The organism is Corynebacterium sp. Marseille-P8863, assembly GCF_946902955.1.
In the GTDB taxonomy this organism is placed as follows: domain Bacteria; phylum Actinomycetota; class Actinomycetes; order Mycobacteriales; family Mycobacteriaceae; genus Corynebacterium; species Corynebacterium gottingense.
On record NZ_CAMPQC010000004.1, the window covers coordinates 130,068 to 142,702 of the forward strand.

Sequence of the window (12,635 nt, forward strand, 5' to 3'; positions counted from 1 at the left end):
CTTTCAACGGGGAAGCTATGAAGAATTGGATACGGCAAGGTGGCGGGCCCTCTGACCCGCCCACCCAGTGTGGTTGCGCTGCAGCGCTAGTTTCTGCAGAGGTCGCGGTGCAAGACGTTGACTTCCAGGCGTGGCTTCTGCTGCAGCCGCCGGCCGATTTCCTCTGCGACCGCGACGGACCGGTGGTGCCCGCCCGTGCACCCCACCCCGACGGTGATGAAGTCCTTGCCCTCGTGCTGGTAGCCCTCGAGCGTGCTACTGAGCAGTCGCACAAAGTTGTCGATGAACGGTTCCGCGTCATCCCGGCTCAGCACGTAGTCCGACACCGGCTTGTCCACGCCACGGAACTCGCGCAGCTCCGGCACCCAGTAAGGATTCGGGAGGAAGCGCACGTCGAGCACGATGTCCGCGTCGCGCGGCGAGCCGTGTTTGAACCCAAAGGATTCCAGTGTGACGTGCTGCTTCCCGGTCGCAAGCTCGCCTATCGACGCCTCAATCGAACGCCGCAGGTCGTGCACTGATTGATTGGTCGTGTCAATGATCACGTCGGCGATGTCGCGCACCGGCTCGAGCGCCTCGCGCTCACGCTCGATGCCGTGCTGCAGCGTGTCCCCATCCTGGAGCGGGTGGGTGCGCCGCACCGAGTCGAACCTGCGGATCAGCACGTCATCACGCGCCTCGAGGTACAGGATGAACGGGGCGAACCCGAGCTTCTTGATCTCCGAGATCGTATTCATCAACGACCCGTTGAACTTCCTCGCGCGCACGTCCGTCACCACGGCGAGACGCGACACCGGGGAATCCTTCGCGGTCGACATGCCCACCAGCTCCAGAATCAGCTGCGGGGGCAGGTTCTGGGACACGAAATAGCCCTTGTCCTCAAAAATCTTCGCAGCGGTGGAAAGCCCGCCGCCTGACAAGCCGGTAATGATGACCGGGTGGAGCGGTTGGTCCTGGTGCTGAGTCATACGGCCATCCTAACGGAACTCGGACCGCGCCTGTCCCAGTCCGCGTCAGAATACGCCGCAATATTCAGGAATATTCAGTGAGGTGCTCATTCTCCCTTGTGCAGGTGCTCGTAGATCGTCGCGGCCAGCTTTGGCCCAACGCCGTTGACCTCTTCGATTTGCTCCACGGACGCCGCTTTCATCTTCTTCACGCTGCCAAAGTGCTTGACCAGCTCCGACCGTCGGGAGGGCCCCAGGCCAGGGATCGCATCCAGGGCGGAGGAACGCATGCGCTTGGAGCGCTGCTGGCGGTGGTACGTGATGGCAAAGCGGTGAGCCTCGTCGCGGATCTGCTGGAGGAGATACATACCCTCCGAGTTGCGCGGCAGGATCACCGGCTCGTCATCGTCCGGGACCCAGATTTCCTCGAGGCGCTTGGCCAGGCCGATGAGTTGGACATCAACCACGCCCAACTCGTCGAAAATTGCCTGCGCGGCATCGACCTGGGGCTTGCCGCCATCGACGATGAACAACTGCGGCGGATACGCGAACCGCTTGTTGTTGGTCGTTTCCACCTCGGAGGCTTCCTCCGCAAACATCACTGCGGCAGACTCCTCGTCCGGGTTGGCCAGCTTGTCCTCGTTGTAGCGCTTGAAGCGGCGGCTGGTCACTTCGGCGATCGAGCCGACGTCGTTGGAGTGACCGTCGCCGGCGGCTTCCTTGATGCGGTAGCGTCGATAATCTTGCTTCTTGGGCAGGCCATCCTCAAACACGACGAGCGAAGCCACCACGTCGGTGCCCTGGATGTGCGAAATATCCGTGCACTCCATCCGAAGCGGCGCCTCCTCCATGCCAAGCGCGTCCTGGATGTCCTGGAGCGCCTGGGAACGGGCGGTGAGGTCGCCGACCCGCTTCAGCTTGTGCTGGTGCAGCGCATCGGCGGCGTTCTTGCGCACGGTCTCCATCAGGGCCGCCTTGTCACCGCGCTGCGGGACGCGGATGTTCACCTGTGCGCCGCGCAGGCCCTCGAGCAGCTTCGTGACTTCCTCTTCCTCGTCCGGCATAGCGCACACGAGGATCTCCTTGGGCACCGGAACTGGCGAGCGCACCTCCGCGTGCGATTCCTGGTCCACGCCGCGGCGTTTGATGGTCTCCGCGGCCCGCCGGGCGTCCTCCGCCTGCTCCTGCTTTTGGCGCTCCACCGCGTCGGAGTAGTACTGCACGAGGAAGTTCTGCACGAGCACGGGCAGCGCAGGATCTGGCCCATCCCCGTCGAGGCGCTCCGCGGAGCCGGGCTCGTCGCCAGACTTCTCCACCACCCAGCCGCGCTGCGAGCGGATGCGGCCGCCGCGGACGTTGAAGATCTGCACCGCGGCTTCCAATTCGTCCGTATCGAAGGCGATGATGTCCGCATCCGTATCGGGGCTGAGCAGGACCGTTTGGCGCTCCATGACCTTTTTGACGGCGCCGAGGTCGTCGCGAAGCCGCGCGGCCTTCTCAAACTCGAGGTGCTCAGCGGCGGACTCCATCTGCGCCGTCATATCGCGCACGACCTTGTCCGTGTTGCCGGACATAAACCCCATAAAGCCAGCAACGATGTCTTCGTATTCCGACTCGTCGACCCTGCCCACGCAGGGCGCGGCGCACTTGTCGATGTACCCAAGCAGGCAGGGGCGCCCCAACGTCTCGTGGCGGTTATACACTCCGTTGGAACAGGTGCGGATGGGAAACACCCGGGTGAGCAGGTCAAGTGTTTCGCGCACTGCCCACGCGTGGGAATACGGGCCGAAATAGCGCACCCCCTTCCGCTTGGGCCCGCGATAGAAGAAGGCTCGCGGGTACCGCTCGCGCACGCTCACGGCGAGCATCGGGTACGTCTTATCATCCCGATACATCACGTTGAACCAAGGATCGAACCTCTTGATCCACGTGTACTCGAGCTGGAGCGCCTCCACCTCGCTGGCCACCACGGTCCACTCCACCGAGGCCGCGGTGAACACCATCTGCCTGGTGCGCGGGTGCAGGTGCTCGGGCGGCTGGAAGTAGTTGTTCAGCCTTGCGCGAAGGCTTTTAGCCTTGCCCACGTACACGACACGCCCGTTCGCGTCGCGGAACTTATACACTCCCGGCTCCGTCGGAATGGTCCCTGGGGCCGGGCGGTAGTCCTTCGGGTTCGCCACGTGGGCGCTCCTCCTTCACACATCGGCGACAGGAGGTTAATCCTGCGGCATGTACTTCGCTTCAAGCTCTCGGAATTGGCCAACGGTGCGCAACGCGCTCTCCTTGTCTCCGGATTGGATGGCCCACAGCGGGACGTACTCAAAGTCCGGGAGTTCAAGGCGCGCCATGCGGGCACCCTTGGGGAACGAGAGTCCGTAGACCACGAGCCAGGGGTAGAACCTCGTCCCGATGATGTTGGAGACCTCCACGCCGTCTTCATTAGCGCGAACGCGGGGGCGGGTCAGGAAGTACCAGGACAAGGCGGAGATGATGAGTCCGACGCCGATGAACGCGAACTTGTCCACGCCGGTGATGGCCACCCCGGTGAACTTCACGTCCACGACGGCCGACATAAAGATGTGCACAGCCATCACCAGGATGATCCAGACGATGGCCACACGCCTGAGAAACGGCGACTTCGCCGTGAATTCCCACGGCTTGGACGACGTCACCGCGTGGGGGTCGAGAGCGTTAAGGTACGCGAGTTCTTCGTCGCTGAGCTTCCTCGATTGGGTTGTATCCTCCGACACTCGCTTCTCCCTTTCCTGCCTCGTCTATAGGTGTGCTGCGTTGGGGTACCAGGAACCTGCTACGGGTCCCTTCGGATACTAGTCCCGCTCGTACAGCGCCCGTACTTTGCCCAGCTCGACGGCGGCGCTGAGCGCGGCTCGTACGGCCAACGCTCCCCTGTCTTCCTTCGCGTCCTCGCCACCGGAGCGCTCGTAGGCCTGGTCCTCGTCCTCGACGGTGAGCACACCGTTGCCCACCGGGGTTCCCTCGTCCAGCGACACCCTGGTCAGGCCGCTGGTTACGGAGTCGCACACGACCTCGAAGTGGGCCGTCTTTCCGCGGATAACGCACCCGAGAGCGACCACCGCGTCGTAGCGGCGTGCGCACGCCTGCGTCACCACGGGGAGCTCCATCGCCCCATCCACGAGGTACTCATCTGCCTTCGCCCCGAGCTCGCGCGCGGTATCCCGCGCGCGCTCGCGCATCATGTCCACAATGCGTGCGTTCCAGCGGGTCGCCACAATGGCGAGGGTGTATCCCTCAGCGTTCGGGGAATAATCCTCCGGCGCACCGGACGCGGTCATGCGTACAACACTCCTTCAATGCGCGTACTGCGCGAGGCGTAGGTCCCGGGCCGGCGCCCGTCGCAACGCGCGCGCCCTGGGATGAGATGGGTTTTGCGACAGACTGACAGGGTTCAGGATACGTGTCAACTCGCGGAACCGGGACCGCTGGCCGCCTCCTGTGCCAATTCGCGCAGTCGCTCCACCGCCTGCGCAGGATCGTCGGCGCCGAACACGGCGGAGCCCGCGACGAACGCGTCGACGCCAGCCTCCGCGGCTTGGGCGATGGTCGCGTTGCCGATTCCACCGTCGATGCCGATGATGGTGTCCAAGCACTCTGCGGCAATGTGGTCGCGCAACGTCATCACCTTGCGCAACACCTCGGGCATAAACTTCTGCCCGCCAAAGCCGGGCTCCACGCTCATCACCATGACCTGATCAAACTCCGACACCGAGTCGAGGTACGGCTCGATCGGGGTGCCAGGCTTGATGGCAAAGCCAGCCTGGACGCCGAGCTCACGGCACTGGCGCGCCGCGGCAACGTGGTTCCTGGTCGCCTCCACGTGAAAAACCAGCCGGTCGCCGCCCGCCTCGACGTAGGTGGAGAACCACCGCTCCGGTTCCTCGATCATCAGGTGCATGTCCAGGAACTGGTCGGTGACACCGTTGACGGCTTTGGTCACGTCCGGCCCGAACGAGAGGTTGGGCACGAAATGACCGTCCATGATGTCCACGTGGAGCAGGTCTGCCGAGGGGACTTTCCGCACGTCCGCGCCAAGATTGGCGTAGTCTGCGGCCAGGATGGACGGGGCGATGTAGATCATGCCACCAAGCCTACTTCTTGCGCAGGACCGCGAAGAACATCGCGTCGGTGCCGTGCCGGTGCGGCCACATCTGCACGCTCGGAAATTCGCCGGTTTGCTCCATGCCGCAGGCGAACCCGGCGGCGTCGAGCTCTTCAACCCCGCCGTCATTGAGCGCCGCGTCGACGACACCGCGCGTCTCCCGTAGGTCCGGCGAGCAAGTGGAGTACACGATGACGCCGCCGGGGCGCGCCAGGCGAATCGCGGAGGCAAGAAGCTCGGACTGCAAGGTGGTCAGCTCGGCGATGTCTCGCTCGGACTTGGTCCAGCGCGCCTCCGGGCGACGGCGCAGCGCGCCAAGGCCGGAGCAGGGGGCGTCGACAAGCACTCGATCGTAGCCCGGTGCGAGACCAGGATCGCGGCCGTCCGCGGTGTGAACGCGGACCGGGAGACCGTCGGTTGCCTTGCGGACGAGCTCCGCGCGGTGCGCGCTGCTCTCCACGGCGTCGACCGACGCGCCGTCAATGCGCGCGAGCGCGCCCATCAGCGCCGCCTTGCCGCCGGGCCCCGCGCACAAGTCAAGCCATTTGCCTTGATCTCCCTCAACGGGCACTTCAGCGACGGCGCGGGCGATGAGCTGCGAGCCCTCGTCCTGCACGGCGGCGAGCCGCTCACGAACTGGCTCGAGCTGACCGGGATCGCCCTCATCGAGGTACACCGCGTACGGGGAGTAAGTCCCTTCCTCCCCACCGATGCTCAGTGCCAGCTCCTCGGCAGAGAGCTCGCCGGGCCGGGCGACCAGGTGCACAGTGGGGCGAGCCGAATCCGACTCGAGGGCGCGCTCCAGCTCGGCCAGCTGGTCGGGCGAGGATTCGCTGTCGAGCCCGAGCGCGGCGAAGAAGGAGCGTGCGATCCAGGCCGGGTGCGCGTGGCGGAACGCCGCCGCCTCCAGCGCGCCGGAGGGCGTGAGCCGGTCAAACCACTGCTGTGGCGTGGAGCGGTCGATCGTGCGCAGGATGCCGTTGGCAAAGCCCTTCGCTTTGCCTTGGCCGGCGGCCTCGACCAGCCGCACCGACGTGTCCACCGCCGCGTGCGAGGACACACGGGTGTAGAGCAGCTGGTAGGTGCCCAGGCGAAGCGCCGCCAGCACCCGCGGGTCGATCCGGTCCAGCTCACGCGAGGAGTTCTCCGCGATCACCGCGTCCAGCACGCCCTGCGTGCGCAGCGCACCGTACGTCAGCTCGGTGGCAAACGCCGCGTCGCGCCCGGAGATCTTGCGCTCCCGCAGCAGCGCCGGCAGCGCCAGGTTCGCGTACGCGCCTTCCTCGCTCACACGGAGCAGCACGTCAAAGGCCGCCTCTCGCGCCGCGTCTCCGGTGCGCGTAGCAGGACCCCGCTTGTTGGCGCCACCACGCCGGCTCGCCTGGCCGCGGCGGTCACCGCGGCCGTTTTTCTGCCCCTTGCGCTCGGGCTCCTGGTTGCGCGCTGTCTCCTGGCTGCGCCGCCCTGCCGAGCGGGATCGGAATCCTCCGCTCATGCGAACACCACTCCCTGCTCAATCTGCGCCGGCTGCAGGCCGCGGCCCCAGTCGGCGGCGTTCATCCGCTTCTTTCCCGGCGGCTGGATCATGCCCAGCACCACGTCCTGCGTCGCAGTGCCCACGACAACCCGGTTTTTTTCCACTCGCACCGCGCCGGGCGCGAGCGTGTCTTCGCCGGTAAGCGCGACGGGGCCCAGCTTGTAACGGTCGTCGCCCACTGTCGTCCACGCGCCGGGTCCCGGGGTGTGTGCGCGCACGGCGCGGTCGATGTCGGCGGCGGGTGCGGACCAGTCCACGCGGGCGTCTGCGGGCACGATCTTGGGCGCGTAGGTGGCCTCCCCCGATTGCGGCGTGGGTGTGACCGTGCCATTTTCGAGCCCCGTCATGGTGTCCACGAGGAGGTCCGCGCCGGCGTAGGCCAGGCGCGTGAGCAGATCGTCAGCGGTGTCCTCCGCGCTGATGGTCTCGGAGATGGTGCCGAGGACCTCGCCGGTGTCCAAACCTTTGTCGATGCGGAAGGTGCTCGCGCCCGTCTCCGTATCACCCGCGAGGATCGCGGACTGGACCGGCGCCGCGCCGCGCCACCGCGGCAGGAGCGAAAAGTGCAGGTTGACCCACCCGTGCCTCGGTATGCCCAACATGTCCTCGGGGATGAGATTGCCGTACGCCACCACCGGGATTGCGTCCGGTGCCAGCGCCGTGAGTCGGTCCCGAATCTCCTCGTTTTCGCGCAAGCTCGCCGGTGCCAGGACCTCAATGCCGTGCTCGACCGCGAGCGCCTTGACCGGCGAGGGGTGCAGCGTACGGCCGCGCCCGCGCCGCGCGTCGGGCCGAGTGAGCACCGCCACGACCTCGTGCTGTGAATCAATGAGTCGCTGCAACGCCACCACCGCTGGTTCCGGGGTGCCGGCGAACACTAGCCGCATATCCTTCTCCTCCCCCGGTCGCCCGGGCTTATCGACGTCACCGCCCCCGCGCCACTCGTGCGCCGCAGGCAGCGTTTGCCCGCCCAGTCTACTGCTCCTCCGCGGCGCCTAACCCACGTCTATCGGGTTGACCTGAACGCGCAGGGGAAGGGTCTGCCGGCGCGCCGCCCGGTTGATCAGTCCGGTGCGGAGCGCCGAACCAAGCGCGGCGCGGCCATGGAGCGGTGAGCGCACGAGCATCCGCTGGGCCGGGCCGTACTCGCCCCGGTCCCATTCACCCGGGACGTCGATTCCCGGCGGGAGGTCGACCGGACCGAGCACCTCCGCGTGGTCCGGCAACTCCACGTTGCCGAAGAAGTCGTCCAACGCCTTGCGCGGCGCGTCCACCACAGCGATGTGCACCGCGGGCGGGAAGCGTGCGTCCCGCCGCTGCGCCAGCTCGAGTGCCGCGTGCCCGCGGGCGTCCCACCGGATCAGGTGCTGCACGACCGCGAGCGACGGCTCCGCGACCACGACCACCTCGCCGCCGTCGGCGTGCGGCTGCACGAGCGCGGCAGCGGCCGCCCACTTAGCGTACGTGTCCTCCACCGCCCGCAGGTCCGGCCGCTGCAGCAGCGCCCACACGTCCAGCAGCACAGCCGCGCCGTAGCCTCCTTCCGCGACCGGCTCAGCCCCCGGGGTGGCCACAATGATCGCCGGCCCCGCAGGCACGGCATCCAGGACCTTGTCGCCCCACGATGTGCGCACCCGGAACTGCACGAACGCCCTGCCAAGCTCCTCTGCCGTGCGCTCGGTGCCCAGCACCATCGCGCGCACCCGTTTCGACCCGCACTCCGGACACACGTGCGCCGGGTCCATGCGGCCGCACCACCGACACGTCGGCGCCGCCGCCTCGCCGCCAGCGGGCAGGCCGAGCGGGCCGTTGCACCACCTGCAGCGCGCCGGCGCGCGGCACTGCCCGCAGGCCAGGGACTGGATGTAGCCGGTGCGCGGGACCTGGAAGAGCACGGGCGTCCCGCGGCGCAGCGCAGCGCGCGCAGCCATGAAGGCCGCCGACGGCATCCTTGCCTGCCGCGCCCGGGGGTCCCGCTCCATGGCGGCGTCCGAGTCCCCCGCCGCGTGGATGCGTGGGCTGACCTGCCGGAGCACCGCCCGCGGGGCGAGCAGCTCGTGCATCCAACCGCGCTCCACAAACAGCTGCGTTTCCGCGGTCCGCGCATACCCGCCGATGATCAGCGGCACCTGCTCCTGCGCCGAGCGGGTGGTGAGTACTTCGCGTGCGTGAGCGTAGGGCGCGCGGGGGTCAACCAGGCTCTCGTCCCCATCGTGCATAAGCACCATCAACCGCAAGTTGCGCACGGGGGCAAACGCCGCCGAGCGGGTCCCCACCACGATCCGGCCCTGGCCGTGCAAGATCGAGAGGTAGCGCGAGTACCGCGCCTGCGGCCCCTGCTTCGCGGTGAGCGTGGTCACCTGGCGCGCCGAAACATGCTCGCGCAGCGCTGCTTCGCACCGGTCCACGTCGCGCTGGTCGGGCACGACGACGAGCGCGCCGCCCCCGCTGAGCGCGACCTTCGCGGCGAGCGCCCCCACTGTCGCGGCCCAGTCCTCGCCAGGCACGACCTGCCAGGCGGCGCGTGCGAGTTTCCCGTCCAGGACTGCGTCGACAAAGCTCTCCCCGTATTGATAGGAGCTCCACGCAGAGAGGTCTGGCTCGGTCGCCTCCCCCAGCTCGTCCCAGGGCGTCGACGTATCGGTCTCCTCGGCTTTGGCGTGGCGCGCCGGGATGGCGGAGCGGTAGATGTCGGAGCGGACGCCGGCGTAGCGCTGCGCGAGGGCGTCGATAAGCAAGCGCAACTGCTCTGGCGCGACGACCTCCGGCGAGATGACGCGCTCGATGAAGCGAAGGTTCCCCTCGTGCGAGGAGACCGCAGTGCGCTCGAGCACAATCGCGTCCACCAGTCGGCCCGCAAAGCGGATCCGCACCCGCACCCCGGGCTGCGCGGCGTCGGAGTCGCCCTCCGTGACCAGGTAGTCGAAGGGGCGGTCCAGCTGCGCCAGGCCCAACATCGGCAGCACCCGCGCGACGGGGTACTGGGTTGCGGGCGACGACGACATGGTGCCCGAGTTTAGCGCACTAGCTGGCGGCGGCCTTGAGCTCCTCCGCCTTGTTCAGCTGCTCCCACGGCAGCTCCACATCGGTGCGGCCGAAGTGCCCGTACGCTGCGGTTTGGGCGTAGATCGGGCGCAGCAGGTCAAGCTCGCGGATGATCGCGGCAGGTCGGAGATCAAAGACCTTCTCCACGGCCTGCTGGATCGTGGCATCCGTCTGGCCCTCGGCGGCGGTGCCGAAGGTCTCCACGTACAGGCCCACCGGGGTGGCGCGACCAATGGCGTACGCCACCTGGACCTCGACGCGCTCTGCCAGGCCCGCGGCGACGATGTTCTTGGCCACCCAGCGCATTGCGTACGCGGCCGAGCGGTCCACCTTTGAGGGGTCCTTGCCCGAGAACGCGCCGCCGCCGTGGCGGGCCATGCCGCCGTAGGTGTCCACGATGATCTTGCGGCCGGTCAGCCCGGCGTCCCCCATCGGGCCGCCGAGCACAAACGAGCCGGACGGGTTCACCAGCAGCTTCGTGTCCGGCGTGTAGTACTGCTCCAGACTGGCGTCCTTGACTACCCACTCGAGGACCTCGGTACGCAGGGCGTTGCGCAGCGCTTCGCCGGTGAAGTCCGGGTCGTGCTGCGTGGAAATCACCACGGTGTCCAGCGCGACGGGGGTGTTGCCGTCGTAGGCGAAGGTGACCTGGGTCTTGCCGTCGGGACGCAGGCCCACCACTTTGCCCAGCTTGCGCACCTCCGTGAGCCTGCGCGACAGGCGGTGCGCGGTGGAAATGGGAAGCGGCATGTACTCCGGCGTTTCATTCGTGGCGTACCCAAACATGAGGCCCTGGTCGCCGGCACCGGCCTGATCGTCCGCCTCCGCGGAGGACTGCTCGCGGACCTCCTGCGAGGTCGACACGCCCTCCGAAATCTCCAGCGACTGGTCACCGATCGCGATGTTCACGCCGCACGTACGCCCGTCGAACCCCACCTCGGACGACGTAAAGCCGATGCCGACCAGCTTGTCGCGCACGATCTTCGCAATGTTGGAGTACGCCGTCGTGTTGACCTCGCCGACCACGTGCACCTGTCCGGTGGTGACCAGGGTCTCTACAGCCACGCGCGCTGCCGGATCCTGCGCGAGCATGTCATCCAGGATGGCATCCGAGATGGCATCGCAGATCTTATCGGGGTGGCCCTCGGTCACCGACTCGCTGGTGAACAAACGGTAGTAAGGATCAGTAGACAAAATGGTCTCGCTTTCGGTGCAGCACTGTTTCGTATCTCATCGCCGTGCGGGCGAAGCGCGAGCGGGGCGAACGCTTATCGACGCCACCTCGCCCCACGCGAACGAACACCACGATAGACCAAGCTGTCTAAATTGGCAACGTTATGCTTCCGTGTCGTGCCCCGCGGCCTCAATCGCGCTCCAGATCTGCGCCGCGACCTCGTGCTTGGTGCCGTCCTCAATCGTGGCGACCCCGCCGTCGCGCGACAGCAACCACCCCGAGTTCCGGGCTTGTCCAAACACCTTGCCGCCCGAGACGTCGTTGACCATCAGGAGGTCCGCACCCTTGCGTGCCAGCTTTGCCTTGCCATACTCCAGCGCGTTATCTGTCTCAGCCGCGAACCCCATAATCGCCGCCGTCGTCTCCCCGTTGTCACGCATGTCAACGAGCCCACGCAGAATGTCCGGGTTTTCTACCAGCTCGATGCGCTCTAGCGACGCATCCGCCTGTCCCTTCTTCAGCTTCGAGGTCGCCTCGTGCGCCGGGCGATAGTCCGCCACGGCGGCGGCCATGATCACCACATCCGCCTCGGGAGCACGCGAGCGCATCTCGCGCTCCATGTCGCGGGTCGAGGTCACCCGTACCACGTCTGCACCAGCCGGGGTCTCCAGCGCCTCCGTGTTTCCCGCAACCACAGTGACCTGCGCCCCCTTGTGCGCGGCAATATCGGCCAGCGCAAAGCCCTGGCGCCCGGAGGACCGATTGCCCACGTACCGGACCGGGTCGATGTTTTCTTGCGTGCCCCCGGCGCTGACCAGCACGCGCTTGCCCTCCAGCGGGCGGCCCAGCGGCCCGGTCGTGGCGACCGTGCGCGCGAGCTCCGCAATCGCCTGAGGCTCGAGCAACCGGCCGGGGCCAGAGTCCTTCCCGGTCAGCCGCCCGTGCGCGGGCTCCAGGACCGTCACCCCGCGGCTGCGCAGCGTGGCCACGTTCGCTTGCGTGGCAGCGTTGTGCCACATCTCCGTGTGCATCGCCGGTGCCACGACGACGGGGCACGTGGCCACGAGCACCGTCGCGGTCAGGAGGTCGTCCGCGCGCCCCGCTGCAATGCGCGCGATCACGTCCGCGGTCGCCGGGGCCACCACAATCAGGTCAGCCTCCTGACCAATGCGAACGTGCTGCACGTCGTCGACCCGCTCGAAGACACCGGTGTCCACCGGGTGCCCGGACAGCGCCTCGAATGTGGCGGCGCCGACGAAGTTGAGCGCGTTGGCGGTCGGGACCACGCGGACGTCGTCCCCCGCCTCTTTGAAGTCTCTGATCAGGTGGCAGGCTTTGTATGCCGCGATACCGCCGGCGACGCCGACGACTACGTTGCGTTGACTCATGGTGGCCTAGTCTACGCAAACGGCACCACCCGCAAACCCAATGCAGGCTTGCTCGGTGGTGCCGATTCGATGTCTCAGGCGACGCGGGGCCGCCGAGGCGTTACTGGCCCTCTTCGTGCTCGAGGAGACCAGCCTGGATCTCACGCAGCGCAATGGACAGCGGCTTCTCCCCCGCCTCCGGGGTGACCAGCGGGCCGACGAACTCAAACACGCCGTCCTCGGAATCCTGGTAGAAGCTGTTGATCTGGCGTGCGCGCTTCGCGGCGAAGATAACCAGTGCGTACTTGGACGACACCTTGGTCAGCAGCTCATCAATCGGAGGCGCAGTAATGCCTTCGGGTGCGTCGTAGGACTTGTCCTCGGTAGCTTCCGGGGCTGCCTGCGACGGTTCCTCAGTAATGTTGCT

11 protein-coding genes are annotated in these 12,635 nt (G+C 67.2%); all 11 read right to left on the bottom strand.

The features are described 5' to 3' along the window. Positions 1-86 precede the first annotated feature (86 nt). The 11 genes from rapZ to rpoZ all read right to left on the bottom strand — a co-directional run bounded on the left by rapZ (position 87) and on the right by rpoZ (position 12,629). Positions 87-968: an RNase adapter RapZ gene (gene rapZ / locus OVO38_RS04555; protein WP_144716948.1), complete on the bottom strand. Its 882-nt coding sequence runs from the start codon at positions 966-968 to the stop codon at positions 87-89. 86 nt (positions 969-1,054) lie between these two features. After that, positions 1,055-3,127 carry an excinuclease ABC subunit UvrC gene (gene uvrC / locus OVO38_RS04560; protein ID WP_267207850.1) on the bottom strand — a complete coding sequence of 691 codons (2,073 nt, stop codon included), beginning with the start codon at positions 3,125-3,127 and terminating at the stop codon, positions 1,055-1,057. Positions 3,128-3,163: 36 nt separating this feature from the next. Beyond that, on the bottom strand, positions 3,164-3,697 hold the full coding sequence (locus OVO38_RS04565; RefSeq protein ID WP_267207851.1) for a PH domain-containing protein: 534 nt from the start codon (positions 3,695-3,697) through the stop codon (positions 3,164-3,166). Positions 3,698-3,775: 78 nt separating this feature from the next. After that, positions 3,776-4,261 carry a 6,7-dimethyl-8-ribityllumazine synthase gene (ribH, locus tag OVO38_RS04570; protein WP_267207852.1) on the bottom strand — a complete coding sequence of 162 codons (486 nt, stop codon included), beginning with the start codon at positions 4,259-4,261 and terminating at the stop codon, positions 3,776-3,778. A 125-nt stretch (positions 4,262-4,386) separates the two neighbouring features. Further along, positions 4,387-5,064 carry a ribulose-phosphate 3-epimerase gene (gene rpe / locus OVO38_RS04575; RefSeq protein ID WP_267207853.1) on the bottom strand — a complete coding sequence of 226 codons (678 nt, stop codon included), beginning with the start codon at positions 5,062-5,064 and terminating at the stop codon, positions 4,387-4,389. Positions 5,065-5,074: 10 nt separating this feature from the next. Beyond that, on the bottom strand, positions 5,075-6,580 hold the full coding sequence (locus OVO38_RS04580) for an RsmB/NOP family class I SAM-dependent RNA methyltransferase (RefSeq protein WP_267207854.1): 1,506 nt from the start codon (positions 6,578-6,580) through the stop codon (positions 5,075-5,077). After that, positions 6,577-7,509, bottom strand: a complete 933-nt coding sequence (gene fmt / locus OVO38_RS04585; RefSeq protein ID WP_239213901.1) for a methionyl-tRNA formyltransferase — start codon at positions 7,507-7,509, stop codon at positions 6,577-6,579. The genes OVO38_RS04580 and fmt overlap by 4 nt, the downstream gene beginning before the upstream one ends. Before the next feature lie 108 nt (positions 7,510-7,617). Beyond that, a complete protein-coding gene (locus OVO38_RS04590; RefSeq protein WP_267207855.1) occupies positions 7,618-9,627 on the bottom strand; it encodes a primosomal protein N' in 2,010 nt (669 codons plus the stop codon). 19 nt (positions 9,628-9,646) lie between these two features. Next, on the bottom strand, positions 9,647-10,861 hold the full coding sequence (metK, locus tag OVO38_RS04595) for a methionine adenosyltransferase (RefSeq protein WP_370511780.1): 1,215 nt from the start codon (positions 10,859-10,861) through the stop codon (positions 9,647-9,649). A gap of 141 nt (positions 10,862-11,002) precedes the next feature. Further along, positions 11,003-12,229: a bifunctional phosphopantothenoylcysteine decarboxylase/phosphopantothenate--cysteine ligase CoaBC gene (gene coaBC, locus OVO38_RS04600; RefSeq protein ID WP_267207856.1), complete on the bottom strand. Its 1,227-nt coding sequence runs from the start codon at positions 12,227-12,229 to the stop codon at positions 11,003-11,005. A gap of 100 nt (positions 12,230-12,329) precedes the next feature. Then, positions 12,330-12,629, bottom strand: a complete 300-nt coding sequence (gene rpoZ, locus OVO38_RS04605; protein ID WP_144717015.1) for a DNA-directed RNA polymerase subunit omega — start codon at positions 12,627-12,629, stop codon at positions 12,330-12,332. Between the last annotated feature and the right edge of the window lie 6 nt (positions 12,630-12,635).

Coding starts and splice junctions, on each gene's coding strand:
- rpe (WP_267207853.1), bottom strand. CDS start 5,064: ATGATCTACATCGCCCCGTCCATCCTGGCCGCAGACTACGCCAATCTT.
- coaBC (WP_267207856.1), bottom strand. CDS start 12,229: ATGAGTCAACGCAACGTAGTCGTCGGCGTCGCCGGCGGTATCGCGGCA.
- OVO38_RS04590 (WP_267207855.1), bottom strand. CDS start 9,627: ATGTCGTCGTCGCCCGCAACCCAGTACCCCGTCGCGCGGGTGCTGCCG.
- ribH (WP_267207852.1), bottom strand. CDS start 4,261: ATGACCGCGTCCGGTGCGCCGGAGGATTATTCCCCGAACGCTGAGGGA.
- rapZ (WP_144716948.1), bottom strand. CDS start 968: ATGACTCAGCACCAGGACCAACCGCTCCACCCGGTCATCATTACCGGC.
- fmt (WP_239213901.1), bottom strand. CDS start 7,509: ATGCGGCTAGTGTTCGCCGGCACCCCGGAACCAGCGGTGGTGGCGTTG.
- OVO38_RS04580 (WP_267207854.1), bottom strand. CDS start 6,580: ATGAGCGGAGGATTCCGATCCCGCTCGGCAGGGCGGCGCAGCCAGGAG.